25 protein-coding genes and 1 pseudogene are annotated in these 25511 nt (G+C 67.2%); 9 read left to right on the plus strand and 17 right to left on the minus strand.

Going from position 1 to position 25511, the window contains the following annotated elements; translation table 11 throughout:
- On the plus strand, positions 1 to 1320 hold a 1320-nt coding region (locus tag Acor_RS39040), incomplete at its 5' end, for a glycoside hydrolase family 10 protein (RefSeq protein ID WP_155341809.1).
- Between the two features lie 176 nt (positions 1321 to 1496).
- Here Acor_RS39040 and Acor_RS39045 read toward each other — a convergent pair.
- The gene (locus Acor_RS39045; RefSeq protein ID WP_155341810.1) at positions 1497 to 2525 is read right to left on the minus strand and encodes an SDR family oxidoreductase; all 1029 of its coding nucleotides are present in this window, start codon (positions 2523 to 2525) and stop codon (positions 1497 to 1499) included.
- Between the two features lie 136 nt (positions 2526 to 2661).
- Between Acor_RS39045 and Acor_RS39050 the strand changes: the two genes are divergently transcribed.
- Together Acor_RS39050 and Acor_RS39055 are read left to right on the plus strand one after the other, a co-directional pair.
- A complete protein-coding gene (locus Acor_RS39050; RefSeq protein ID WP_155341811.1) occupies positions 2662 to 3531 on the plus strand; it encodes a helix-turn-helix domain-containing protein in 870 nt (289 codons plus the stop codon).
- Between the two features lie 168 nt (positions 3532 to 3699).
- Positions 3700 to 4371: a hypothetical protein gene (locus tag Acor_RS39055; RefSeq protein WP_155341812.1), complete on the plus strand. Its 672-nt coding sequence runs from the start codon at positions 3700 to 3702 to the stop codon at positions 4369 to 4371.
- A 41-nt stretch (positions 4372 to 4412) separates the two neighbouring features.
- Here Acor_RS39055 and Acor_RS39060 read toward each other — a convergent pair whose 3' ends face one another.
- From Acor_RS39060 to Acor_RS39070, 3 genes are all read right to left on the minus strand, one after another.
- Positions 4413 to 5201: an arginase family protein gene (locus tag Acor_RS39060; protein WP_218034769.1), complete on the minus strand. Its 789-nt coding sequence runs from the start codon at positions 5199 to 5201 to the stop codon at positions 4413 to 4415.
- Positions 5202 to 5210: 9 nt separating this feature from the next.
- The gene (locus Acor_RS39065; RefSeq protein ID WP_155341813.1) at positions 5211 to 5927 is read right to left on the minus strand and encodes an HAD family hydrolase; all 717 of its coding nucleotides are present in this window, start codon (positions 5925 to 5927) and stop codon (positions 5211 to 5213) included.
- 133 nt (positions 5928 to 6060) lie between these two features.
- Positions 6061 to 6585: a MauE/DoxX family redox-associated membrane protein gene (locus tag Acor_RS39070; protein ID WP_246239749.1), complete on the minus strand. Its 525-nt coding sequence runs from the start codon at positions 6583 to 6585 to the stop codon at positions 6061 to 6063.
- 544 nt (positions 6586 to 7129) lie between these two features.
- On the opposite strand from Acor_RS39070, the gene Acor_RS39075 reads away from it, so the two are divergent.
- The gene (locus tag Acor_RS39075; RefSeq protein ID WP_246239753.1) at positions 7130 to 8293 is read left to right on the plus strand and encodes a cytochrome P450; all 1164 of its coding nucleotides are present in this window, start codon (positions 7130 to 7132) and stop codon (positions 8291 to 8293) included.
- Positions 8294 to 8335: 42 nt separating this feature from the next.
- Here Acor_RS39075 and Acor_RS39080 read toward each other — a convergent pair whose 3' ends face one another.
- The 5 genes from Acor_RS39080 to Acor_RS39100 form a co-directional block, all read right to left on the minus strand.
- Complete coding sequence (locus tag Acor_RS39080) at positions 8336 to 8485, minus strand: hypothetical protein (protein WP_155341815.1); 150 nt, start codon at positions 8483 to 8485, stop codon at positions 8336 to 8338.
- A 147-nt stretch (positions 8486 to 8632) separates the two neighbouring features.
- A complete protein-coding gene (locus Acor_RS39085; RefSeq protein WP_155341816.1) occupies positions 8633 to 9907 on the minus strand; it encodes a glycosyltransferase in 1275 nt (424 codons plus the stop codon).
- Complete coding sequence (locus tag Acor_RS39090; RefSeq protein ID WP_170317326.1) at positions 9904 to 12141, minus strand: glycoside hydrolase domain-containing protein; 2238 nt, start codon at positions 12139 to 12141, stop codon at positions 9904 to 9906. Before Acor_RS39090 ends, Acor_RS39085 begins: the two co-directional genes overlap by 4 nt.
- 79 nt (positions 12142 to 12220) lie before the next feature.
- Positions 12221 to 13165 carry an alpha/beta hydrolase gene (locus Acor_RS39095; protein WP_246239755.1) on the minus strand — a complete coding sequence of 315 codons (945 nt, stop codon included), beginning with the start codon at positions 13163 to 13165 and terminating at the stop codon, positions 12221 to 12223.
- 29 nt (positions 13166 to 13194) lie between these two features.
- Positions 13195 to 13503 (minus strand): putative quinol monooxygenase, encoded by a 309-nt coding sequence (locus Acor_RS39100; protein ID WP_155341818.1) that lies wholly within the window; start codon positions 13501 to 13503, stop codon positions 13195 to 13197.
- Between the two features lie 133 nt (positions 13504 to 13636).
- Here Acor_RS39100 and Acor_RS39105 point away from each other — a divergent pair, with 133 nt between their 5' ends.
- Positions 13637 to 14542 carry an AraC family transcriptional regulator gene (locus Acor_RS39105; RefSeq protein ID WP_155341819.1) on the plus strand — a complete coding sequence of 302 codons (906 nt, stop codon included), beginning with the start codon at positions 13637 to 13639 and terminating at the stop codon, positions 14540 to 14542.
- An 18-nt stretch (positions 14543 to 14560) separates the two neighbouring features.
- Here Acor_RS39105 and Acor_RS39110 read toward each other — a convergent pair whose 3' ends face one another.
- The 5 genes and pseudogenes from Acor_RS39110 to Acor_RS46000 form a co-directional block, all read right to left on the minus strand.
- Positions 14561 to 15025 (minus strand): hypothetical protein, encoded by a 465-nt coding sequence (locus Acor_RS39110; protein WP_155341820.1) that lies wholly within the window; start codon positions 15023 to 15025, stop codon positions 14561 to 14563.
- 71 nt (positions 15026 to 15096) lie between these two features.
- Entirely contained in the window at positions 15097 to 16137 is a 1041-nt protein-coding gene (locus Acor_RS39115; protein WP_246239759.1) for a sigma-70 family RNA polymerase sigma factor, read from the minus strand.
- Between the two features lie 59 nt (positions 16138 to 16196).
- Entirely contained in the window at positions 16197 to 16715 is a 519-nt protein-coding gene (locus Acor_RS45810; protein WP_422664866.1) for a cellulose binding domain-containing protein, read from the minus strand.
- Positions 16716 to 17128 (minus strand): annotated as a pseudogene (locus tag Acor_RS45995) (lytic polysaccharide monooxygenase); the annotation flags it as partial. It abuts the gene before it with no gap.
- A gap of 43 nt (positions 17129 to 17171) precedes the next feature.
- Entirely contained in the window at positions 17172 to 17300 is a 129-nt protein-coding gene (locus Acor_RS46000; RefSeq protein WP_308805719.1) for a hypothetical protein, read from the minus strand.
- A gap of 260 nt (positions 17301 to 17560) precedes the next feature.
- Between Acor_RS46000 and Acor_RS39125 the strand changes: the two genes are divergently transcribed.
- The gene (locus tag Acor_RS39125; protein ID WP_170317322.1) at positions 17561 to 18337 is read left to right on the plus strand and encodes an alpha/beta fold hydrolase; all 777 of its coding nucleotides are present in this window, start codon (positions 17561 to 17563) and stop codon (positions 18335 to 18337) included.
- Between the two features lie 270 nt (positions 18338 to 18607).
- On the plus strand, positions 18608 to 19828 hold the full coding sequence (locus Acor_RS39130; RefSeq protein WP_155341822.1) for a glycoside hydrolase family 16 protein: 1221 nt from the start codon (positions 18608 to 18610) through the stop codon (positions 19826 to 19828).
- Between the two features lie 56 nt (positions 19829 to 19884).
- Here Acor_RS39130 and Acor_RS39135 read toward each other — a convergent pair whose 3' ends face one another.
- The 3 genes from Acor_RS39135 to Acor_RS39145 are packed head-to-tail and all read right to left on the minus strand — an operon-like array spanning position 19885 to position 22203.
- Complete coding sequence (locus Acor_RS39135) at positions 19885 to 20730, minus strand: 3-oxoacyl-ACP reductase family protein (RefSeq protein WP_170317323.1); 846 nt, start codon at positions 20728 to 20730, stop codon at positions 19885 to 19887.
- Positions 20667 to 21254: a RipA family octameric membrane protein gene (locus Acor_RS39140; protein ID WP_218034770.1), complete on the minus strand. Its 588-nt coding sequence runs from the start codon at positions 21252 to 21254 to the stop codon at positions 20667 to 20669. The genes Acor_RS39135 and Acor_RS39140 overlap by 64 nt, the downstream gene beginning before the upstream one ends.
- A gap of 22 nt (positions 21255 to 21276) precedes the next feature.
- Positions 21277 to 22203 carry an acetamidase/formamidase family protein gene (locus Acor_RS39145; RefSeq protein ID WP_218034771.1) on the minus strand — a complete coding sequence of 309 codons (927 nt, stop codon included), beginning with the start codon at positions 22201 to 22203 and terminating at the stop codon, positions 21277 to 21279.
- Here Acor_RS39145 and Acor_RS39150 point away from each other — a divergent pair.
- Both Acor_RS39150 and Acor_RS39155 read left to right on the plus strand, forming a co-directional pair.
- A complete protein-coding gene (locus Acor_RS39150) occupies positions 22153 to 23538 on the plus strand; it encodes a phosphomethylpyrimidine synthase ThiC (protein ID WP_218034772.1) in 1386 nt (461 codons plus the stop codon). The genes Acor_RS39145 and Acor_RS39150 overlap by 51 nt on opposite strands.
- A gap of 41 nt (positions 23539 to 23579) precedes the next feature.
- Positions 23580 to 25430, plus strand: a complete 1851-nt coding sequence (locus tag Acor_RS39155; protein WP_170317325.1) for a PEP/pyruvate-binding domain-containing protein — start codon at positions 23580 to 23582, stop codon at positions 25428 to 25430.
- The last annotated feature ends 81 nt before the right edge of the window (positions 25431 to 25511 follow it).

Consider the following 25511-nt stretch of genomic DNA (forward strand, 5'->3'; position numbering starts at 1 on the left):
ACCGCGATCAGCGCGGGCAAGCTCAGCGACTCGCAGTACACCTCGATCGCCAACGCCGAGTTCAACATGGTGACGGCCGAGAACGAGATGAAGATCGACGCCACCGAGCCGAACCGGGGGCAGTTCAACTTCACCAACGCCGACCGTGTCTTCAACTGGGCCGTGCAGAACGGCAAGCGGGTGCGTGGGCACACCCTGGCCTGGCACTCCCAGCAGCCGGGCTGGATGCAGTCCCTGTCCGGCGCCACGCTGCGGCAGGCGATGATCGACCACATCAACGGCGTGATGGCCCACTACCGGGGCAGGATCTACGCCTGGGACGTGGTCAACGAGGCCTTCGCCGACGGCAACTCCGGCGGTCGCCGCAGCTCCAACCTGCAGAGCACCGGCAACGACTGGATCGAGGTGGCCTTCCGTACCGCGCGGACCGCCGACCCGGCGGCCAAGCTCTGCTACAACGACTACAACATCGACAACTGGACCTGGGCCAAGACGCAGGGCGTCTACAACATGGTCCGGGACTTCAAGCAGCGCGGCGTGCCGATCGACTGCGTCGGGTTGCAGGCGCACTTCAACAGCGGCAGCCCGTACAACGCCAACTTCCGCACCACGATCTCCAGCTTCGCCGCTCTGGGCGTCGATGTGCAGATCACTGAGCTGGACATTCAGGGCGCTTCGGCGACCACCTACGCCAATGTCGTGAACGACTGCCTGGCGGTGCCGCGCTGTAACGGCATCACCGTGTGGGGCGTCCGGGACCAGGACTCCTGGCGTTCGGGTGACACCCCGCTGCTGTTCAGCGGCGGCAACAAGAAGCCCGCCTACACCTCGGTTCTCAACGCACTCAACGCCGTCCCGACCGTCGGCCCGACCCCGCCGGTCTCGCCGAGTCCGTCGGTCAGCCCTCCGACGAGCCCGAGCCCGAGTCCGTCGGTCAGTCCCTCGGCGTCGTTCCGGTTGCGCAACGAAGGGGCGGGCCGGTGTGTGGACTCGCCGAACAGCGCCTCCGCCAACGGCACGCTGTTCCAGATCTACGACTGCCACACCAACCCCAACCAGCGGTTCGCCTACACCGCCGGCAGGCAGTTGCAGATCCTCGGCAAGTGCCTGGACTCCCCGACCGGCGCCGGATCGGGAACCCGAGTCCAGCTGTGGGACTGCCACACCAACACCAACCAGCAGTGGAACTTCAACACCAACGGCACCGTCACCAACGGAGCCAACAACCTGTGCCTGGCCGTGACGGGCACAGCCAATTCCAGCACCGTGACCATCGCCAGCTGCAACGGCAGCGCCAACCAGCGATGGACCCGCGCATAACCCGGGCCTAGCCCAACACCGCGCCGGTCCAGACGATCCCCGCCTGGACCGGCGCTGGTTCTATTTGCCCCAGGGTGTCCAACACGCTGAGAGTCGGCCGAGATGCCCGCAAGCTCGCCACCCATGGACGACTGGAACGACACAGCGCACAGAGAGGCGCTGGCGGAGCGTTGGGATCAGTTCTTGACGAGGGACTTTTCGATCAGGCTTTCTGCGCCCGCGATGACGGCGTCCTCGGAGTTGCGCGGTTGCCACCGCAGAACGCGGCGTGCTTTCTCGTTGGAGATCTTCTTGACGTAGTCGAGATCAGTGGCGGCGGACCGGAACTCGGGCGAGAACAAGGCCTCGATCCGTACCAGGACGTTGGGGATGGTCGGCATTCGCTTGGCGGCGGCTTCGAAGTGTGTTCTCAGGATGGCTCCGATTTGCTTCACCTCGATCGCGGGACCGCTGGAAATGAGGAATCGCTGGCCGGCGGCGTCGGTTGCGGTCATGGCCAGAAGGTGCGCACTCGCGACGTCACGTACGTCGACGATCGGAATCCACAGGTTGGGGTAGCCGGGCATCTGCCCGTCGAGGATTCTCTGGATGATGTGGTTGGCGCCGGAGATCTCCTGGCCCATCGCCGGCCCCATCACCGCGACCGGCAGGATGGTGGCGAGTTCCAGCGAAGCGCCCTCGGCGGTCACGAAATCCCAGGCTGCGCGCTCGGCGAGCGTTTTGCTCTTGCCGTACGCGTCGATGCCGGGGCCGTCCAGGACGGACCAGTCGTCCTCGGTGAACGTGTGGTCGGTCTGGGGGTGGCCCCAGCCGACGGCATGGAATGCCGAGGTGAGCACGACCCGCTTGACGCCGGCGTCGCGGGCGGCCCGCAATACGCGCAGTGTGCCGTCACGTGCGGGGGCGATGACGTCGTTCTCGTCCTTGACGTTTCCGGGGTGCACCGGGGAGGCCACGTGGAGCACGTAGTCGCAGCCGTTGACGGCTTCGGCCCATCCTTCGTCGCTCATGAGGTCCGCCGCGACGAAACTCAGAGCGTCGCCGTCCACCATGCCGGCGTCGGCGAGCACAGCCCGTACGGCGCTCTCCCGGGTCAGTGACCGCACAGTCGTACGGACGAGATAGTCCTGCTCGAGAAGTTGGAGGATGCAGTGTCCGGCGATGAAACCGGATCCACCGGTGACGAGAACGCGCTGCTGGGTCATGACGGTCCTTTCTTCCTCAGTCGGTGTGGAACCAGCTATGACGTTCGTCGCTCGTTTCCGGCCGAACCAGGTCCCCCACGACACTGGTAGTGACAGGGTCAGTCGGCCATTCGGTGTCGCCGACTAGCGTGGAAACATGACCGACGAGCCGAACCTGCTGGGCGAATATCTCCGCGCCCGCCGCGAACTCGTGACTCCTGAGCAGGTGGGCATTCCCGTACTCGGAACGCGGCGGGTGCCGGGTCTTCGGCGCGAGGAAGTGGCGATGCTCTCGGGAATCAGCGCCGAGTACTACCTGCGACTGGAACAGGGCCGAGACCGCCACCCCTCCGTTCAGGTACTGGTGTCCATAGCCCGCGTATTGCAGCTCGACGACGACAGCTATCTCCTCAGCCTTGCCGAGGACAAGCCCCGCCGCCCCCGGCGACGCCCCCGGAGAGAAGTCGTGCCGCCGAGTACGGCGAGGCTGGTGGCGTCACTTCCGTACCCCGCGTTCGTCGAGGGCCGATACCTCGATGTGCTCGCCGCCAACGCCCTCGCGACGGCGTTGTCACCGCGGTTGACGGTGGGCGGCAACCGGCTGCGTGACGTTTTCCTCGATCCTGCGGAGCAGGCGCTCTTCCCCGACTGGGAGCGTGCTGTGGCGGCTCTGGTCGCGGGTTTCCGTCAGTCGGTCGGCAGTGACATCGATGACCCTCGTTTCATCGAGCTCGTCGGCGAACTCTCCCTTGCCAGCCCGCATTTCCGCCAGCTGTGGGCCCGCCATGACGTCGCGGGGCGACTCGGCGCCACCCTCGTCTTCAACCATCCCCAGGTGGGGGAGATCCGCCTGGACCGCGAGAAGCTCGGCGTCAGCGGCACGGACGGCATCATGCTCGTCATCTACCATCCCGAGCCCGGCACCGACAGCGCGGAGAAGCTGGCCCTGCTCGCCTCCGCCGCGGTCACACCGACTCCTTCGCGCGGGAATACCCAGAACGCGCAGGAGCAACAGTCTGGTCGCTGAGCTCGACGCATCACGTGGAACTGCCAACTGCCCGCGCTTTCAGCGTCAGTTCTGTGGACTCGGGCACATCCCGAATCTTTATGGTGCCCATGCATGCATTGCAACAGGCGATCGAAACTTGCCTGATTGCGGTAGGAATGAGAGGTGGACTCGCGGATTCTGTACAGAGTGGGCTTCGTCGTCCGGCTGTTGCTTCTGTCGGCTCTGCTGTGTGGTGCGGTGGTCACCAGTGCGAGTTTCATGCCCTCCCAGCGTACGGTCGAGCAGTTTCGCAGTGCGGTGAGGGCCGGTGAGGTCGACCGGGTGAGCTTCCAGAGCTTCGGGCCAGACGCGCTGGCGTTCGTGGTGTGGTCAGAGTCGCCGCTGGTGTGGCACGAGGCGACGGGCGACATCGCTGATTCTGAGGGGCCGTACACGAAGGCGCGGCTTATGGCTGACGTGGGTCGCGCACCGGTCAGCCCGTCCGTGGAGCAGGATCGTGCGCGAGAGTCGCCGGTGAACAATTCGATTTTCCCTGACTGGCCCTTCAGGCTTCTCGGCGGTTCGTATCTGTGGTGGATCGCCGCTGTCTGGGTGGCCGTGTTCGTCGTCATGCTGGGTTCCACGCCCCGTCTGGCGACTCGATGGGCATGGTTCTGGCTGTTCACCGTCGGGCAAATCGGGGCGCTTCTGTTCCTGGTCATGGAGCCGAGGCCTCTGTGGAAAGGCCCCGGCGAAGGGATCACCTCGGCCAAGCGGACAGAAGGGCGCCGTGGCTGCCTGTACTCGATCGCGCTGAGCTTCGTCTCCGTGGCCGCGGCTCTGGGCGTCGGTCAGCTCGTCAAACTGGTCTTGGGCTGAGGTATCGCGGCGTTTCCACCGATGCAAAGGACATACCGTCGTCAGCGTGTCAGCGCGGCCCCCAGTTGGCGGAGCACCTCGTCCTCATCCGGATTGGCGTCAACGGATGGCGCGTGTTCGGTGATGGCCGCCCCGATGATGTCGTCCACTTGCGAGACGAGGTCGATCAGCCGCTGCGGCTGTACGCCGTTCGGCTCCGGATAACAGGTCGCCCCGAACGCGGTGGGTTCCAGCACGTCGAGGTCGATGTGCACGTAAACGGGACCGCGCAGCCCGTCGAGCACGCGCTCGAGGTCGGCGACGCCGTACCTGCGCAGGCCGGTCTTCGCGAGGTACTCATGCTCGGACACATCGCCCGACCGCTCTCCAGCGATGATCACCTGCCGTGGCGCCAACGGCTGCTCCGGCGTAAGGCCCGCCGGCCCATCTCCGAGCAGCGCGCGCACCACCATCCCATGGAAGGCACCCGACGGCAGGGTCTGCGGGCTGTAGACATCCGGGTGCGCGTCAATCCACAACACCGTCAAAGCATCCCCATAACGGGCGTGAGCAGCGTCGATCGACGGGATATCGACCGCGCAGTCACCCCCGATGGTGATCACCCGATCGTCGATCCCGGCCAGCGCCTTCCGCGTCAGCCGCTGGTTCTCCACGAGCACATCGAACGCCCGGATCCCGGCAACCTTGTCCCCATCGGTCTCAAGCACCGGTACGGTCACCGCCGCGTCGGCCGAAACGAGCGCGGCAGCACGGCGGGCACCGGCCATCAACTGCCGCGCCTTGCCCGACGCCGACCCTTGCCATTGCGGTACGCAGAGCACAGTCGTCATGCGGCGACACTACAAGGACATGTCCGGATGGGATTTGACGATGATGGGCTCGGCGTCCAGGACGTCGCCGACGACGTGGTCGGGGCTTGAGTCGCGCGCCCAACCTGCCTCCGGCCCGGCCGACCGGATCGTGTGGTTGAGGGCTGGGTTGGCGGGTTGTTCGGGGTTCACCCAGATGGTTCGCAGTCCGGCGGCCCGGCCGCCCTCGATGTCGGCGGTGAGATTGTCGCCGACCATCCAGCCGCTGCCCTGAAGTGAGGCGCCGCATCGGGCGGCGGCGATGGCGAACAGGGCGACGTCCGGCTTTCTGATTCCCTCGGCACCGGAGACCGCGTAGCCGTCGACCGCGGCGGCCAGGCCGGTGTTCTGAAGTTTGCCAAGCTGGTTGTCGGCCATGCCGTTGGCGACGATTCCCACCAGCCAACCGGCGTTTCTCAGACGAGCCACCATGGCCAGGACCTCGGGGCGGCAACCGACGAGCTGGGGCATTCGTGCCCGGTAGGCGGCCCAGAGCTGGTCTGCCGTAGGGCGCAGGTCGAAGTGGTGCTTGATCCGCTGGAACATCAGCTCGCGGTGAGCGACTCCTTTTTCGTCGAGTTCCAGCAGCCACCGACGACCGGCATCGCCCAGGCTGTGGACCTCGGCGAACTCTTCGGCCCACAGACGGAAGGCGGCATCCAGGTCGATGAGGGTGTTGTCCATGTCGAAAAGCACGAGCTTCTGCACTCGGACGACCTTATGTGGGCATCCGGGTTGATGGGATCGCAGGCCTTGCGGGCCCGTGAAATCGACGTGCATTCCCTACCGCGCGGTGGACGAGATCCTCACCGGATTCTGACCTCGCCTGCGATCGTGCGGATCATAGAGGTACCGCGGCGAAGAGATCCACCAGGTCGTCCATCAGGATGACCAGGAGCGACAGGACCAATCCCGCCACGACGGCGATCCCTGTTTCCGTGGTCCAGGAGCCGACCCCGACGTCGGCACTGAGCACCCCGACGACGGCTACCGCCGCGAGCAGGGTATTGCGCACGATGTGCCGGGCGGAAAACGGCGACGCCTGGCGCCCGAAACAGTTGCAGGCCACGGAGTCGCCGCGACGAATTATGGCGGCAATCGCCAGAATGAACACCACGCAGAGTGCGGCACAAATGACGAAGGCAGCCACCAGAAGCGCGGCGCTCAGCACCAGGCCGGCCAGGATCGACAGCACGGCGACCAATTCAGCGGCGACTATCGAAATCGCGACCGCCGGCACGGCCCCAGCGGGCAGTAGCCGCATTTGACGGACAGAGTCCGTGAACGCTGAGTAGCGGAGAACCTTCCCGACGCCTGAGGTCAGGAAGACCGCGACGAGTAACGTTCCGCTGAACACGAGAGCCATTCAGTCCTCAGCCATCTGGAAAGACGCACCCAGAGAATGTGCTCACGCCAGTCCCCGGGCTGACCGACATCAGCAGCTGCCACAGCCGTAGTCCGTGGTGATGACGGAGACCTGACCCGAGCTGCTCATGCAGATGTTGTTGACCATCAGCTTCGAGTAGGTGGACGAACAGTAGACGCAGTACCTGCTGCCGGTACGGCAACCGGCCGGTGCGTCGGATTTCGGGAGAACTGCCGACAGTAGTTCGTCTCTGAAACGAGCTAGCGAGCGCTTCACTGGACGATTGGTTCCCTTCTGACGTGGGTCGAGAGAATCTCGCGCCATTCTGTCTCGCCCGAAATCCGGGGCGAAGCCGGGGGCGGCTCGGGTCGAGCATCGGACAGACGGGTATAGATGCTGTATATAGCCTGGTAGAACATGCAGTGGAGGGTCTCCAGGACGAGATCCCGGGGCCCGGGCGCGCGAACTACGGGCTCGTCTGAGGTTGCGCGCTCCTTCTCGTAACGAGATCTTGTGGGGGTAGCCAATTCCCTCAGGAGACGACATGTTGCCCCTTCATATGCGCCGCCAGGAGTTCCACCCCGATCCCGAACTGGCCACCGCCCGCGAGCAACCCGGCCTGCGGCAGGTCCCCACGCCCTACGGCCCGCAGGCCTGGCTGGTCACCCGCTACGACGACGTGCGCACCGTGCTCAGGAACGCCGAACTGTTCAGCTACGCCAGCGGCATCAACCTGCCACCCATGAGCGAGGAGCAGGCCAAACGCCTCCGCGCGGGCGCGCTGCTGATGATGGACCCACCTGACCACACCCGCTTACGCCGCATGCTGACCCCCGAGTTCACGATGCGCCGTATCCGCCGCCTGGAACCCCGGGTGCGCGAGATCGTCTCCAACCACCTGGACGCGATGGAAAGCACCGGCGCGCCGGCGGATCTCATCTCCCAGTTCGCCACCCCGATCCCGTCGCTGGTCATCTGCGAACTGCTCGGCGTGCCCTACGAGGACCGGGACTCCTTCCAGGCCCTCAGCGTCGCGGTCCTCGACTTCAACCTCCCGCCTCAGGAGCGTGGCAAGGCGCAGATGGCGCTGAGCGCCTACATGGGCGAGCTGGTCGCCCGCGCCCGGGTCGAGCCGGGCGAGGACCTGCTCGGCATGCTGATCCGCGAACACGGCGATGACCTGTCCACCGACGAACTGGTCGGCATCGGCGGGCTGCTGCTGGTGGCCGGGCACGAGACGACGGCCAACATGATCGGCCTGGGCACGCTGGCGCTGCTGCGCCACCCCGAGCAGCTCGACCTGTTCCGCAAGGACCCGGACAAGGTCGACGGCACGGTCGAGGAACTCCTGCGCTGGCTGACGATCATCCACCAGGGCGCCACCAAGGTGGCCATGGCCGACACCGAGATCGCCGGGGTGCCGATCGCGAAGGGCGACGTCGTGGTCGTCTCGCTCCCGGCCGCCAACCGTGACCCGGCGCTGGTCGAAGACCCGGACCGGTTCGACATCGAACGACCCGATCTGGCGCACGTCGCGTTCGGTTACGGCGCGCACCACTGCATCGGGGCGCCGCTGGCCCGGATGGAGATGCGCATCGCGTTCCCCGCCCTGTTCGAGCGTTTCCCGGGGCTGCGCGAGGCCGGCGAGCCGGAATTCCGCTCCTTCAACGTCGTGTACGGCCTGTCGGCCTTCCCCGTCGCCTGGTAATCCACGCCCACGTGGGCGCCGGTAGAGCCCGGCGCCCACCGCTCAGCCGCGGTCCTGCTTCACGCCCTTGAGGTAGACCGTGCGGATCGTGTCATCGCCGGGATGGTGGTCGGCGGCGACGGGCGTGATCTGCGCCTGCACACACAACCACTCCCCGTTCTCGTAGAGATACGTATCGGTGTAGCGCGCCATGCCCGTGATCTCCTTGCCGTCACGGCACACGATGAACTTGTTCGTCGACCGGACCAGGGCGCGGGCGTGAGCATGGCTGTCCCCGCGTAAGAGTCTTCAAGTTGCCTTGCCCTTGAGACGTGACACCGCGTTCCACGCCGTTTCAGTTCAGTGAGCCCCGACGGCCAGCGCCTCCTGTGGAAACAGGGTGTCGAACACCGCGACCCGATCGAATGTCATCGCGCGGGTGCGGGCGCGAAGCTCCAATTCCTGCCGTTCGGCGGCCGACATCTCCAGGATCACCCGATCCATCGCCGCGGCCAGACCATCGACATCCCCAGGCTCGACGAGTACGGCGGTATCGCCGACCGCCTCCAGCGTCCCGCCCGTCCTGGTCGTGATGATCGGCCCGCCCCCGGCCAGCATCTTCTCCGCCAGGGCGATACCGAACGTCTCTACGAACTCAGGCTCCGGCTTGGTCGGCAGGGCGTAAGCCGCGCAGCCACGCATGAGCAGCGGCTTCTCGTTGTCGTCCACATCAGTGAGCACGACCACGCGGTCGTCCTCCCGTGCCATCGCCTGCACCTGCTCCAGCGCTGGCCCGGTCCCGGCGACGACCAGCTTCACCCGGGACCGGCAGCGCATCCGGCCGTAGGCGTTAAGCAGGTCGTAGATCCCCTTCGCCCGAGCCGCCCGGGACAGGAACAAGATGTACCCATCACGCTCCAGCCCGCGTTTCGCGAGCGCGGCGTCCACCGCGGCCGGATCCCGGTCCAGGAAGGCCGAGGAGTCGATCGGCGGATAACTGACGGTCACCCGCTCCCGGCACTGGTCGGCGAACCTCGTGCCGCGGTGCGCGTCCACCTGCTCCGCCGAGGCGATGATCTCCTGCCGGGTGTACTCGGAGACCGCGACGACTTCGTCGTTGGCCAGGAACGTGGTGAAAAGCACGGTCGCCGCACCGAACCGCCCATCCCGCAGACACGACCGGATCACGTTGGTCACGTCAGACCCGACCGCTTTCACGATGGTGTGCACATTGGGCGCGAACCCGGCCGCGCGCGCCGACGCGACCGCGTCCATGACCACCGAAGCATGCGGAACGAGATACATGGACAAACAGGTCGTAGGCACCGGCTCGGCGAGCAGCTCGACCAGCCGGCCGGTGAGACCCGCCTGGTAGCGCCCGTCCGGCACCCGGTAGTCCCCGACCGCTTCCGGCCGCTCCACGGTGATCCCGGCACTGTACGGCAACAGCCGATCCAGCGGCTTCAGCGGCAACCCGGCCGCCTGCAACGCCGGAATAGGCCAGGTCAACAGCCGTACATCATCGAACCCGCGGGTCAGCGCCACCTCGGCGAGGTTGCGCGCTTCGCCGGAATGCCCGCAGATGACCGGGTCAGCCCTGACCACGATGACGAGACGGCGACGGGGGTGAGTCATCGTGCTTCCTCCAGTTTGGCGGGGGTATCGGAAAGCGACGGCGGGCGGACCTCCCGCCCCCACCCCGACGGTTCCGGCCCCAGCCGCAGGTGCAGCACGCCGCCGCGGTGCACGGCGGCGGCGCTCAGGTGCGCCGCGTGCAGGGGCTTGCCGTTGAGGGTCGCCGACTGGACGTACTGGGTCGGTGGGTCCCGGTCGATGCCGTCGACACCGATCGGCTTCTCCTGGTACCCACTGGTTTCGATGACGAACTCGTTGCCGCCGACCCGGAGCGCGGCCCGTTCGAACGCGGGCGCGTTGACCAGGAACAGGTTCTGCCCGGCGATCGGGAACAGCCCCAGCGACGCCCAGACGTACCAGGAGCTCAGGCCGCCGGAGTCGTCGTTGCCGGGCAGCCCGCCGGGGCCGGTGCCGAACTGCCAGGTCAGCGCCGCGTTCACGATCTGGGCTGTGCGGTCGGGGCGGCCCGCGTAGTGGTAGGCCCACGGCGCTTCCATGTCGGGCTCGTTGTTCAGGCCCTCGAACCGGTTCAGGGCGTATCCGGCGGCCATCTCGGCCGGCTGCGGGCGCCGGCCGGGTTGCGTCACCGGGGCGGCGCCGAAGCCGAAGAAGCGGTCCAGTTTGTCGATGAAGGCGCGGTCGCCGCCGGCCAGGGCGATTCTGGCGGCCATGTCGTGCAGCAGCCGGAACGAGTAGTTCCATTTGCCGCCTTCGTAGAACTCCGAGTCGCGCAGCAGGCCCGTACTCGGATCGAAGGCGTTGGACCACTGGCGACTGCGCTCTTCCAGGACGTCGGCCAGGCGTCCGTCGTTGAGCGCGCGGGCGACCTGCGCGGTGCAGTGGTGGCCGTAGGCGAGGTCGAGGGTGTGGCTGATCGGGTGCACGACGCCGTGCTCGAAGAACTCCTCGCCGTACATGCGGCGCAGGTCGTCGACCATGTGCACGAGCGCCCAGTTCCAGTCCAGGCCGGCCCGGCCGAGCGCGTGGGCGTCGGCCAGCGCGGTGTGGACCAGCGCGCTCCCTTGGCGGTAGAACCGGTCGGCGCCGCGAGCCATCCGGTATCCGATGGGGAAGTTGCCCTCCTCCTCGCAGACCCGGATCAGTGACTCCAGCAGGTCCGCGGCCCGGTCCGGGACAATGGCCGCGAGCAGCGGCAGCTGTGTCTTGTAGATGTCCCACATGGTGCACACGTCGAACGCGAACGGTCCAGAGGTGGGCCAGAACGGGCTCTCGTCGTCGGCGAAGCACGGCTTGATCAGCGAATGGTAGAGCGCCGTCGCGAACACGGTACGGCGGGCCGGGGTGCCGCCGTCGACCTGGACGCGGTCCAGGTGCTCACGCCAGCGCGCCCGGGTCCTGGACCGTACGGCGTCGAACGCCGGACCGTTCCCGCACTCGCGCTCCAGGTTCTGTTTCGCCTGGTCGCACCCGCGCAGCGAGAACCCCAGCCGCACCTCGACGGTCTGCCCCGGTTCGGTCGGGCCCATGAAGAGCATGCCGAAAGGGCGCAGCGTGGTGTGCCGGATGCTGTCGAAGTCCAGGCGGGTGCCGCCGTCGATGAGCCGCCGGTCGTACCAGAGCATCTGCCGCCACCCCGGGCTGATGACGTCCACGTACACCGACAGCGGGACGCCCTCCATCGCGACCGTGCCCTGCGCCCGGCCGTGACCCATGCTCTCCACCTGCGCCCGCAACGGCACGGTACGGCCATGCTCGATGGCCAGGCCGCCGATGGACAGGTCGATCACCACCCGGGCGCTGCTGTGCTCCGGAAACGTGTACCGATGCACGGCGACCTTGGTGCCCACGGTGAGCTCGCAGCGAACCCCGGTGTCCAGGGTTGCGGCGTAGTAGCCCGCCTCCGCCACCTCGTCGCGCAACGGCCAGGACTCGCCCAGCGCGTCCAGCGGCTGCACCATCGGGGTGACCCGGACGTAGTTGTAGTACTTGCGGATCGCGCCGGTGCCGGACTGCTGGAAATGGGTGAACCCGGACGCCTGCAGCCGCTCGAACATCTCCTCGGGCACGCCCTCGGTGTTCTTGGTGTACCGCCCGTACCCGGTGGGGTACGCGCCGGAGTAGGCGCAGGCCGACACCATGCCCAGCGGCGACGTGGCACCGGGGTGAGTGTTGCCTACCTGGGGTTTCGGCCACCACCAAGTAGCGGCCAGACCGCTCGCCTTGGGCAGGTCAGTGGCCGCGACGCCAATGAATGGATCAACGTTGTCGAGGATGGAGGGACTCTACCCAGCAGGATCACACCCCAGGTTTCGGCGAGATGAAATTCTCAGTTCGGCGATTCCCAAGCTCTGCTCAATCCGCGAAAGCGACCCGGGCGAGCCAGTCGTTGCGGGTCCGGCGGGCCGCGGCCGAGATCGGCACCTGCGGGTAGAGCGCGTCGAAGGCGTGGAAGCCGCCCGCCCAGATATGGAGTTCGGCCTGGCCGCCGGCCGCCCAGATCCTGGTGGCGTAGTCGACGTCCTCGTCCCGGAAGACCTCGGCGGAGCCGGCGTCGATGTAGGTGGTCGGCAGGCCCGCGAGGTCGTCGGCCACCGCGGGTGAGACGTAGCCGGGCACGTCCGCGTCGGCGAGGTCGCCGAGCACGGAACGCCAGCCGAACTCGTTCATCTCGCGGGTCCAGACGCCCGGCTTGCCGGAGTACTGCCTGCTGGACGCGGTGGTGTTGCGGTGGTCGAGCATGGGGCAGATCAGCACCTGGGCGGCGATCGCCGGGCCGCCGAGGTCGCGTGCCATCAGGGTGGCGCCGGCGGCGAGGCCACCGCCGGCGCTGGCGCCAGCGACGACGACGCGGGCGGGGTCGATGCCCAGTTCGTCGGCGTGCTCGGCGACCCAGCGCAGGCCGTGGTAGCAGTCGTCGACCAGGGTCGTGCCGGTGACCTCGGGCGCCAGCCGGTAGTCCACGGAGATCACGACGGCGCCGAACCGGCCGAGCCACTCCAGCGGGATGTCGATGTTGGAGAAACGATCTCCCATGATCATCCCGCCGCCGTGGATCCAGTAGACGCACGGCGCCGCCGTGGCGCCCTCGGGGATGAAGATCGAGAGGGGGATGTGCGCGCCGTCCGGGGTGGGGATGGTGATCTCGCGCCGCTCGACCGCGCGGCCTTCGAGCAGGGCGTCGACCGGGGTCGGCGGGAGTTGGCGCAGCAGCGCGAGGACCTCGGGGGTGAGCTCGGGCATGGGCGGCATTTCGGCAAGAAGCGTGCGCAGCGCGGGGTCGAAGTCGGGGCGTGTCACGGGGGTTCCTTTCGTGGGGTCGGGTCGGGTTACTTGATGGCGGCCTTGCCGCCGACCGGCACTTCGTCGACGTACTGCGCGTCGCCGTCGACCAGCGGGCCGAACTGCGCGATGTACGCCTTCGCCGCCTCGCTCGCGAAGAACCTGCCGTGCGCCTCCTGGCTGGTCCAGCCCTCGGTGACGAAGACGACGTCGCTGTTGGCGGCCGAGCGGCCGACCAGGAAGACGACGCAGTCGCTGTTGGACAGGGCCGGCGCGTTGAGCAGAAGCTCGACCAGCGCGTCGCCCTTGCCGGGCTGGGCGGTCATGGTGGCGTGGAAGCCGTGGTTGATGTCCATTGGGAAACTCCTGCTTATTCGGGGCGTTGGTGGGATTTCATATCCCTTATGTAATCAGCTCCACCAGCGGAAATGTTAGAACGATGCTCCTCAGACCTTGCCTGATCCTACTGTGGTGGCAAATAATCGGGGCGTGGACCTTGATGAGCTGCGCGCGTTGCTCGCCCGCCATGCCCGACCCGACATGACCACCCCCATCGACGGCGTCCTGATCTCCAGGACCGACCAGCCGACGCTGGCGTCGCCGTCGATGTCCGGCTCTGTGCTGGCCGTCATCGCGCAGGGCGCGAAACACATCGCGCTCGGCGATCGCGTGTACGCGTACCACGCGGGGCAGTACCTCATCGCGTCGGTCGACCTGCCGGTCACCGGCCGGTTCACCGAGGCCAGCCCCACGCAGCCGGCCCTGGGCTTCGGCCTGATCCTGCACCCGGCCACCGTCGCCGAGCTCCTGCTTCAGGCGGCCCCCGGAGACATGCCGGCCGCCGGCGGCAGCGCGCCGTCCAGCATGGCCGTCAGCGACGCGCCCGCCGAGCTGATCGACGCGGTGGTCAGGCTGCTGCGCCTGCTCGACCAGCCGCGCGACGCCACCGTGCTCGCGCCGCTGATCAAACGGGAGATCCTCTGGCGGCTCATCACCGGCGAACAAGGCGCCGCCGTGCGCCAGCTCGGCCTCGCCGACAGCAGCCTGTCCCACATCGCGCGGGCGGTCCGGTGGATCCGGGACCACTACACCCAGGCCTTCCGGGTGGAGGACGTGGCGCAACTGTCCGGCATGAGCGTGTCCGCCTTCTACCGCAACTTCCAGGCGGTCACCGCGATGAGCCCGATCCAGTTCCAGAAGCAGATCCGGCTACAGGAGGCCCGGCTCATGCTCGCCACCCACCCCAACGACGTCACCGGCGTCGGCCTCCGCGTCGGCTACGACAGCCCGTCCCAGTTCAGCCGCGAGTACCGCCGCCAGTTCGGCGCCCCACCCAGCCAGGACGCCGCCCGCCTGCGCAGCTCGCCGCGCACCGCCACACCGGCGCTGGTGTAGCCCGCCTCCTGCACCGAGTCAATTGCGATCGCGGGAATAGGTTAGTTCGAAGTCGAGGTCCCAGGTCGTGCCGTCCGCCGAGGATTCCCATCGTCCGTCCACGGTGTCGCCGTCCGGGCTCAGCGTGCCGGTGAAACGCTGGTTGAAGCCGGGCGCGTTCCGCCACGTCGTCCACACGTCGTCGGCGAACGCCATCCGGTAGACCCGGTGCACGCCACGGGCATCTGTGTACAGCATGGTGAACTCGTCGCCCGTGTCGTCGAGGCCGATGATGGACGTGTTCGGGAACGGCGCGTTGGCCCGCCAGTCCTGTGGCGCGGTGGACGGCATCGGGTCGGCGTCGGACTCCTGACGCAGGAACAGGCCGTTGTCCTGCCAGGAGAACTCGGTCCACGCCGTGCCCACGCCTTCGACCTTCGGCTGCACGATCCACCGCCCGATGAGCACGTCGAGCCGGGCGAGCGCGGGGTGCTTTGCGTTCATGTCCGTATCCCCTTTGTTGGTGTCTTCAAGGGGTACTGACGGCCGTACCGACCAAAAGGAATCGAAGATATTCAAAGTGTTTCTGGGAGGCCGAATGTGGCGAAGACGGCCGGATCGCTGAAGTCCACGATCTCGACGATGGCGCCGTTCTCGACCCGGAGGACCTCCACCACGAGCGGACGGAACGCGGTGTCGCCCGGTCGGCGCAGGTAGATGGCGGCCGCGGGCTGCCGGTTGGCGGAGGTCGGCACGAAGCGGTACTCGCCCACGGCGGCGTGCTTGCGGCTGCCGGCCAGGAACGCCGCCCGGGAATCCGCCCACAGCGCCATCGGCGGGAACGCGGTGCGCAGGTCCTCGTGCAGGACGTCGATCAGCGCCTGCTCGTCGCCGGACTCCTGCGCGGCCATGTAGCGGCGCAGGAGCGTCTGCTCCTCCTCGGTCAGACCGCTGCTCGCCGCCCACTCGCTCCGCCGCTGCGGCAGGCGGGCCCGCATGGTCGCCCTGGCGCGTTGCAGCGCGCTCTTCACCGCGGTGACGTTGACGTCCAGCACGGCGGCGGTCTGGTCGGCGGGCCACTCCAGGACGTCGCGGAGGATCAGGACCGCCCGCTGCCTCGGCGGCAAGTGCTGGATGGCGGCGAGGAACGCCAGCTCCATCGTCTCCCGGGCCAGGACCTCGGCGGCGGGGTCGTCGTCGGCCGCGACGCCGTCGAGCAGATGATCCGGGTACGGCTCCAGCCACGCGTGGCCGCCACCAGAAGGAAGCGGCCCATCGGTGCCGAGCGCGGCCGGCGCCACGTCATAGGGCAGGACCCGGCGCGGCCGCCGTTCGAGCGCGTCGAGGCAGGCGTTCGTCGCGATGCGATACAGCCAGGTACGGACCGTGGCCCGGCCCTCGAAGCGTTCCCTGGCCCGCCACGCCCGCAGAAACGTCTCCTGCACGAGGTCCTCGGCGTCCTGATACGAGCCGAGCATGCGATAGCAGTGCAGCCGCAGCTCCGGCCGGTGCCGCTCGACGAGCCCGGTGAACACCGATTCGTCCCCGGTCCTGACCGAGTCGGCGAGGGTGGTCTCCTCAGGCATCCCCGGGCGGTGCGCGGCGTTGCGCTGCATGGGCGGAACTGTACCGACGGGCCCGCCCGCCGAACCTTCCGGCGGGCGGGCGCGGATCATCAGGTGGGGCTACAGGTCACCGCGGGCGGGGTGCCTGGCGTACCGGAACCGAGGAAGCCGAATATCGTCGCGGCGCCGGGACTGAGCGCGCCGTTGTACGCGACGTTGCGGGCCGTCACGGCGGATCCGCTGCTCGTCACCGTGGCACTCCACGACGAGTTGACGATCTGCCCGCCGGTGAACGTCCAGTTGACCGTCCAGCCGGTGATCGAGGCCGCGCCGGCGACGACGCGGACTTCGGCCTGGAAGCCGCCGTTCCACGAGGTCACGATCCGGTAGGTGGCCGAGCAGCCCTGGCCGAGGGTGGGGGTGGGCGTCGGACTCGGAGTGCGCGTCGGGGTCGGGGTCGGAGTCGGGGTGCGCGTCGGGGTTGGGGTCGGAGTGGGCGTGGGCGTCGGCGTGCGCGTGGGAGTCGGGCTCGGGGTGGGCGTGGGTGACGGGTTCGAGCCCGTGAAGTTCACGTCGCTGCAGAAGTAGTACGCCTGGTCGGAGTGGCTGGCCTGCCAGATCGTGTACACGATGTGGTGGCCCGAGCGGCCGGGGGCGTTCACCTCGACGGGGGTCGTGGCGCCGGTGGCGACGCGGCCCGTCTGGCCGACCAGTTCCAGGTCACTCCAGCGCAGGCGCTGCGTTTTGGGTTGAAGCCCTGCTTGTTCGCGTACACCCGAATGTAGTCCGCGCCGTGGATGGCCTGATCGAGGAGGTTCAGCGTGAAACGGGCCGGTTTGTCGACCGTCTTCCACGCCCCGGGGACGTCCATCGCCGCGTAGCGGCCGTCCCAGGTGTTGCCGCCGCTGCAGAGCGTCCCGTCGGGGACGGCGGCCTGGTGGTTGCCGCCGACGCCGTCGCGGTACAGGCCGTTCCAGTTCCACATGGCCTGCGGGTCGGCCTGCCAGGCCTGCCAGCACATGGGGTCCAGGGTGGCCATCTGCGGGTTCTGGAAGTCGCTGCCCCAGGCCTGCCAGCAGCCGTAGTTACGGGTTGGGGGGGTCGCTCACCGAGTCGTGCGCGGACGCGGGCACGACCAGTGCGGTGGTGAGCAGCAGAGTGGCGCCCACAGCCGCGAGCAAACTTCGGAGCAATGTGCGGGGGAGCGTATGCACGGGATTCCTCCTTGGGTCAGGGTGCATCCGAGCGCTCACCATCTCTTAACAGTCAGTCATGAACAACGGTGATGTACCTCCAAGGGCGTGTGACCTGGGGCGATTAGCCATCAGGGGTTGAAATGTTCAATCTCCATGTGGTACGCGGAAACGCCGCCGAAGTGGTTGCGGAACGCCACCGAAGAATTCGCGAATCATCCGATATTTCGCCCGCCGGGCAGCGGTCTGAGGGTGTGTACGCGTGTGCCAGCATGGGTGGTATGTCAATCTTTGTGCAGGAGGCAGGCCCCCGCGACGCGCCGACCGTGGTGCTTCTGCACGGAGTGGGCACCAGCGGATGGATGTGGACCAAGCAGGTCGCCGCGCTGGCCACGGAAATGCGCGTTCTGGTCCCCGACCTGCCTGGGCACGGCAAGAGCAACACCCACCCGTGGGTCTCGATCGCCGACACCGCCCGCTTGATCGCCGACGAGATCGCCTCGCGGGCGCCGGGCGGCCGGGCGCATGTCGTGGGGCTCTCCCTTGGCGGCTACGTCGGCGTGCAGCTGGCCGCCACCACACCCGACGCGGTGATCGGCGCGACGGTGAGCGGGGTGAACGTCCTTCCGCTTCCCAATCCGGGCCGACTGCGGCTCATGGGCAGGTTGATCGCACCGATCATGAAGTGGGGGCCGCTCCTGCGTGCGAACGCCCGCGCGCTCAACGTCCCCGCGGCCGACTTCGACGGCTACCAGGCCGCCGCGCGTACGACAACCCGGCAGGCCTTCCGCCGAGCCAGCGACGAAGCCATCGACTTCCGGCTGCCGGCCGAGGCGAAGAACTCACCCTGCTCGCTCCTGGCGGTGGCCGGTACGAACGAGCACGACCTCACCAAACGCTCCCAAGCCGACATCGCCGCCGCATTCCCCGAGGGCCGGGCATGCATGGTGCCGGGAGTGGGCCACGCCTGGAACGCCGAAGCCCCCGAGCTGTTCACAGCCATGATCCGTTCGAGGGTCACGGATGCCCCACTGCCCGACGAACTCCTCCCGGTCTGAGGCCGCTCAGCTGACGTCGACGAAGCGGTACGGGGAAAGCACCGCCGGAAAAGCCCGTCGTACTTGACTGACCGGCAGTCCCGCATAACCGCTTCGCCATCTCGGTCATCAGGCGTCAGCGAGGCGTCGGTGCACTTGACGGGCTCAACAATTAGGAAACCTTCCTATTGACAAATCCTGTGATGAAGGTGTTACATCCTCTTAATTTAAGCAGTGAAACTACCCTCGAGTCCGCGGCACGCCCAGAGCGCGGACCGACCGGAGGTATCCATGCGCAAACCCCGGCTCCTCCTCGTGGCCGCAGCCGTGATCGCGACCCTGACCAGCAGCCTCGTCGTCACCAGCAGCGCCGGAGCCGCCATCGGCCCGGTCACCTGGTCCGACGAGTTCAACGCCGCCGCCGGAACCTCCATCAACGGTTCCAAATGGAGGTTCGACACCGGCGGCAGCGGCTGGGGCAACAACGAGCTGCAGTACTACACCACCTCGACCAGCAACGTGTCCCACGACGGCCAGGGCCACCTGGCGATCACCGCCCGGCGCGACAATCCGTCCAACTTCCAGTGCCACTACGGCACCTGCCAGTACACCTCCGGCCGCATCCTGACCGCGGACCGATTCACCCAGGCGTACGGCCGCTTCGAAGCCAGCATCAAGATTCCCCGAGGTCAGGGCATCTGGCCGGCCTTCTGGATGCTGGGCGGCGGCAACTGGCCGGCCACCGGTGAGATCGACATCATGGAGAACGTCGGCAACGCGCCGAACACCGTGCACGGGACGGTGCACGGCCCCGGCTACTCGGGGGGCAGCGGCATCGGCGGCAGCCGTACCATCGGCGCACCGCTCGGTGACACCTTCCACAGCTACCGGGTCGACTGGTCGCCCAACCTCATCATCTGGTACCTGGACGGATCAGAGTATTTCCGGATCACGCCCGCCAACATCCGCGGCAACCAGTGGGTTTTCGACCACCCGTTCTTCATGATCCTCAACGTGGCCGTCGGCGGTAACTGGCCGGGCAACCCGAACGCCAGCACCAGCTTCCCGCAGACGATGCTGATCGACTACGTCCGCGTCTCCGCCTGGACCAGCGACGGCGGCGGCGGAACCGGCAGCGTGCTGCGCTCGAACCTGAACAGCCGCTGCATCGACATCCCCGCCGCCAACCCCGTCGACGCCGCCCGGCTCCAGATGTACGACTGCAACGGCACCGCCGCCCAGCAGTGGTCCGTCAACGCCGACGGCACGGTCCGCGCGATGGGCAAGTGCATGGACGCCGCGGCGGCCGGCACGGCCAACGGCACCCCGATCCAGCTCTACACCTGCAACGGCACCGCGGCCCAGCGGTTCACGCTGTCGGCAGCGGGCGACCTGGTCAATCCGGCTTCCAACCGCTGCGTCGACATCGTCGAACGCAACACCGCCAACGGCGCACGCCTCCAACTGTGGGACTGCTCCGGCGCACCCAACCAGAAGTGGACGCGCTCCTAACCTGTCCGATGCGAAAGGCCGTCAGCGCATGGTGACGGCCTTTCGCCGTTGCAGGCTCAGACGATGGACCGGCCCCCGTCGCACACGATGGTCTGGCCCGTGATGAACCCGGCGTCCGCGGAGGCCAGGAAGGCGACCAGCGCCGCGATCTCCTCGGGTCGGCCCAGGCGGGCGAGCGGAGTCTTCTCGATGGTGGCCGCGATGAAGTCGGGCCCGGCCGACCGGGTCATCTCGGTGTCGATGTCTCCGGGCGCGATCGTGTTGACCAGCACCCGTGGCGCCAGCTCCTTCGCGAAAACCCGGGTGAGGGAGCGGATACCGGCCTTCGCCGCGGCGTATCCGGCGACGAACCCGTTTCCGATGTCCGAATAGATGGTTCCGATGTTGACGATGCGCCCGTCGCCGGATTCCGTGAGCATCGGCGCGAAAGCCTGCACACAGTTGAACACCCCGGTGAGATTGACTTCCAGCGCCCGGTTCCAGGTTTCCGGCGCGAGGGTGCGCCAGTCGCCGACCAGCGTCTGTCCCGCATTGTTCACCAGAACGTCCACCCGGCCGAATTCAGCGTTAACCTGTTCCGCCATGGCGTGAACGGCCGCCGCGTCGGAGACATCGGCCTGAATCGCGATGGCACGCGTCCGGGGAGCCAGCGCCTTCACCACGTCCGCGGCCTCGGCCGACGACGTCGAATAGTTCACGACTATGGCATATCCGCTGTCGGCCAGCTTCTCGGCGACCGCCCGCCCGATTCCTCGGGACCCTCCGGTAACGAGCGCGACTCTGGTCACGAGCTTGCCTCCTGGAACAGCGGCTGCGACAGCACGGTCACTGTACCGCTTCAGCTCAGCAGAAGCGTGATGAATCCCGCAGTATAGGCGACGGCGAAGAAGAACGGGATCCACTGTTCGACGTGACTCAGCGGCCAGTAACGGGCGGGGTCCTTACCTTCCCCTAAAGCCGCCCACTCGGCCCGCCAATAGGGCGAAACGGGCAGTTGCTCCTCGATCGCGCCGACCACCGCGTACTTGGCGGAATTCAACTGCCGATAGGAGCGTAACAGCCAGAACCAAGCCAGACATTGCCCGACCAATACCAGCCACGGAACAATGAGCAGCACCTTCGGTCCATCCGGCGGATTCTGCCCGAGCACGCCGACGGCGGTGAATACCGAGGTGTTGAGCGTCAGAAAGAATACGTTGGCGGTGCCGCGCCGGGCGCTGACCCGATCGGCCATCTCGACATAGAGTGTGTACTGCTCCAGGACGAGGTTCCAGTAGGCGGCGTCTTTTGCGTCCGGGGGAACCGAGTTCCACAGGGCCGGCCTGATCGTCTGCAGGTCGGGGGAGCCGGCGGAACGGAAATACGTATTCAGGAAGTGGCCCAGACGCACTGAGCCACGCGACTGCCGGACAGCCTCTGTATCCATAGCTGGCATCCTGCCCTAGCTCTCAGCGAATCGCACCCGGAGGAAGCAGCGCGTGGACACCGACGACGCCGTTCACGTTCTGCGTCACCCGGAGGTCGACGCAGACGCTGGCCAGGGCGAGCGCGTCGGCTCGCGCGACGCCGTGCAGCCGTTCCAGCAGCGTGAACATCGATTCCATCGCCTGCAGAGCCGCGCCGTTCAGGTCCTCGCCCAGCCCGATCGTGAGCCATCCGGCCGGGGTGCGCGCCACCGGACCGGTCAACGGCCAGTCGTCGCGTAAACCGAAGGTGAGATCCACTCGCTCCATCGGGCATTCGATCGCGGTGCCGGCCACTTCACCGTCGCCTTGGGCGGCGTGCCCGTCGCCGAGCGAGAACAGCGCGCCATCCACGGGAATGGGCAGGTAGAGCGTGCTCCCGGCGACGATCTCCTTGCAGTCGAGATTTCCGCCGTGCCACCTCGGCGGAAACGTCTCATGCAGTCCAGGCTCGTCCGGCGGCATACCGAGCACCCCGAGAAAAGGACGTAAGGCGACCGTGTGCCCATGCTGATTACGCCCGGTGAGCGCGACGGGATCGAGTTCCCACGAGTGAATAACCCCCGGATCGTCAATCCCGTAAAGCTCGTTGATCCAGCTTTGCGGCTGCGCACACGTGCCCCAAGTCGCGGGGATTACGGAGAGAATGTCCACTTCGAGCGTCATGCCGGCCCGAGCACCGCGCACTTCTACGGGACCGACCAGCGCATGGCCGTAACCCTCCCGGAACTCCGGCACGCGCGGCCGGTCCTCAACGTTTTTCCCATGGTACGGCCCCGTCGACCACCACGCGTCCAGAGTCCGCGCCCGCACCGAGTCACCCGGATCAACAGTCAGCACCGGTGGCAGATCTTTGGAAAAGTGGCCGTGCAGTGTCCGTTCATCCGGATCGAGGACGAAAGACTTCCCCACCGCGACCTCCGGGTCTGGGCACCAGGCCGCTCCATTAGACGCCCAACCGACCACCAGAGCAAGAGACCTGTACCTACCTTCCCAGTCGTCCGCAGGTGGCGTAAGAATGATGGAGTTGTCGCGAGAGGAGCTGAAATCTCTGTGATGAGGCAAAGTCCTGGATCGGCAGAACCGCCCGTCGCCTATCTGATGAAGAACGATTCTCATGACATCAGCGGCGTCATGATGGGCCGGCCCCACCCTCCGGTGCTGGGAGTCATCATCGGAATCACGCCGGGCGAGACCACCAGCGAACTGGAATACGCCAAGGCCGTGCGCGCGCAGGCCCTGGGGGTCAACACCCTCACGGATGTCACCACGAACGACGACCGGACACTCCGCCGGCGCATTCTCGAAACGCTGGACATCTCATGCGGCACGGTTCCCACGTACGAGATTCACCGGAGAATACGGCGGCGCGGGGAGAACTCGCGGTCGGCGGTTTTGGGGGTGCTCGAAGAGCAGGCGAAGGAGGGTGTCGACTTCGTCACCATCCACGCCTCGGGGACGCGCGAGATGGCGTTGCGGCTGGACGCGGCCACCCGGGCGATCCCGGTCACCAGCCGGGGCGGCGCGATGATGGTCGAAGTCACCCGGCAGATGGGTGAGGAGAATCCGTATCTGGCGAACTTCGACGACGTCCTCGATATCTGCGCCGCGCATGGGATGGCTTTGAGCCTGGCGGGCACGTACCGGCCCGGCAGTATCGCCGACGCACTGGACCGGACCCACCTCGATGAGGTGCGCGAGCAGGCTGAGTTGGTTCGTCGCGCGCAGGCCCGTGGCGTCAAAGTCTCGGTCGAGCTGGTGAATCACGTGCCGCTGCACCTGATTCCGGTCTACTGCGAGTTGGGCGCCGCCGAACTGCACGGCGCTCCGTTCGGCGCTCTCGGCCCCACGCCGACCGACATCGGCATCGGTTATGACGACGTCGTCGGCGCGATCGGCGCCGTGGCGGCGGCGCAGCACGGCACGTCGTGGATCACCTGTGTGACCGCGGGCGAGCACTGCCACATGCCGACCATCGATGACATGGAGCAGGCGGTTAAGTACTTCCAGATCTCGTTGCACATCGCCGCGATAAGCCGCCATGGGGACGTCAGCCGGGATGCCAAACTGTCCGAGGCGCGTAATCGCAACGACTGGGCGGCGATGGCCGACCTCGCCATTCACCGCGACGACGCGGTGTCCATGTTCGATCGGCTCGGTTACCACGAAGGACAGGCCTGCACGATGTGCTCGGGAGCATGCCCGCTGGTCCGGACCACGGCGGAGATTCGCAGGGCGCCTCGATGACGGAACGGCTCGTCGGTGACCTCGACTACGCCTCGGCCGAAGTGGCGGAGATCGGCGGGAAGGCGAAAGGACTGGGCGCGATCCTGGCGGCATCGGCGCCCTGTCCACCGTCGTTCACTGTCACCACTTCGGCGTTGCGGCACTGCTTCGGCAGCCTCCTTGAGGTCACCCGCGGGGGTGCGTTGCCGGACGATTTCGCGGCGGAACTCGACGCCCGGGTGCGGACTCTCCCGCAGGATGCGGATGGCCGGTATTCCTTGGCGATCCGATCGTCCTTTACCACCGAGGATCGGCCCGATGCCGTCTCGCCCGGTGTGTACCACAGCGAGGTCGGCCCGGTCACTTTGGACGAGGTGGGACCGGCTGTCATGCGCGTCTGGGCCTCGGGATTCACCCCCGGGGCAATCGCCTATCGCGCGGTGAAGGGGCTGCCGACCGAGGAACTCGGTATGGCCGTGGTCATCCAGCACGCCCCGCGCCCGGCCGTCGGCGGTGTGGTCTACACCCTCGTTCCCGGCACGAACGACGCGTCCGCGATTTTGCTCGAATACGCGAATGGTTCGCCGTCCAACGTCGTCGAACACCAGCGTTCGGTGCAAAGCCGAATCATCAGCAAACGAACTCGTGCGGCAGTTGAAATCCCCTTCGATGCCGAGGCGCTCATCGACTGGTCGCTGAAGCTTGAGCGCGCCCACAACGCCCCCCTCGACATCGAGTGGCTCATCGACGCTGACGGCCGTCTGTGGCTGGTGCAGGCGCGCCGGTTGCCCTACTGCCGGGAGCCGGAGATCGGTTACACGTCCGACGCGCGTGGCACCACGCTGCGCAGCGGGAAACTGGCGCCCTTCCGCCTGAGCGCGGACGCGCCGATCAATGTCGCCCCGGCCGCGCTTGTCCTGCCCGGCGCCTTCGCCGAGTACAAGAGCAGCGGTATTGGACCGGAGCTGGTCAAGGCGCTCCGTGCGGTCTTCGCGCCTTTCCTCGACCATGGCCCTGTCTCGATGCGCAGCGCTTACTGGTCCGCGCTGGACGGCGGCGACATGATGCCCCAGTCGGGCAGACTGACGACGCTCGACGAATGCGTCGATCACGTCGTCGACTTCTGGCGCTTCATCATCGACAGCGGACGCGACGACTACACAGCGGAAATAGCCCTGCTGATTCTCAACTGGACCAGCCTGCGCGCCTCACTCATCGCGCTGGTACCTGACGAGGGCCCCGCCACGATCGCCGCACTGTACGGCCAGCTCGGCGGCCTGGAATCGTTCGCCCACGACGTGTACGACATCGACCTGCGAACCCTGACCGCGATACGCAGCGTCGTTCCCGAGAAACCGCAGATGTTCGTGCTCCCCGGCGAACCGCCAACCGAGGTCCCGACCGAACTGCGGCAGGCGCGGGTTCTGGACGACGTCGAGATCGAGCATGTGGGCCACGACCTGGCGGCGATCCGGAAAGTCTTCGGCGGCGCGCGAGTGGAGTTCCTCGTCCTGAACGACGGCGCCATCATCACCTGGCAGGTGTCCGCGCTCACCCCGGTGGAAACGACGCTCCACTACTTCCAGGTCACCCGGGAAGTCGAGGCCGGCGCGAAAATCTCCGGGCCGCTGATTCCCATTCATCGCGCCGAGGACATGGCGGCGCTCCGTGACGCGCCCGGCGACAGGATCGCCTACGTCGACTTCCTCGGTTCGGGTCTGCGTGATCCCGCTGCGGCCGTCGCGATCGTCTCCGAGCTCAAGTCCGCGAACTGCCCCGTTCTCCTGCGGGGCAGCCTGCTCTCCCATTTCGCGGCGCTCCTGCGCGACTACGGCGTCACCGTCTACCCGATCCTGCAGGAACTCGATGACATTCCCGCTGGATCAGTCGTCGAGGTCCGCCCGCTCGCGTAGCAGCCGGAAACCCAGCGCCGAATACCGCAGCTCCGGGTCGTCCCAGCCGCGGAAGGTCGATTTGGCGAACAGGCTGGCGAC

The organism is Acrocarpospora corrugata (assembly GCF_009687845.1).
GTDB lineage: Bacteria > Actinomycetota > Actinomycetes > Streptosporangiales > Streptosporangiaceae > Acrocarpospora > Acrocarpospora corrugata.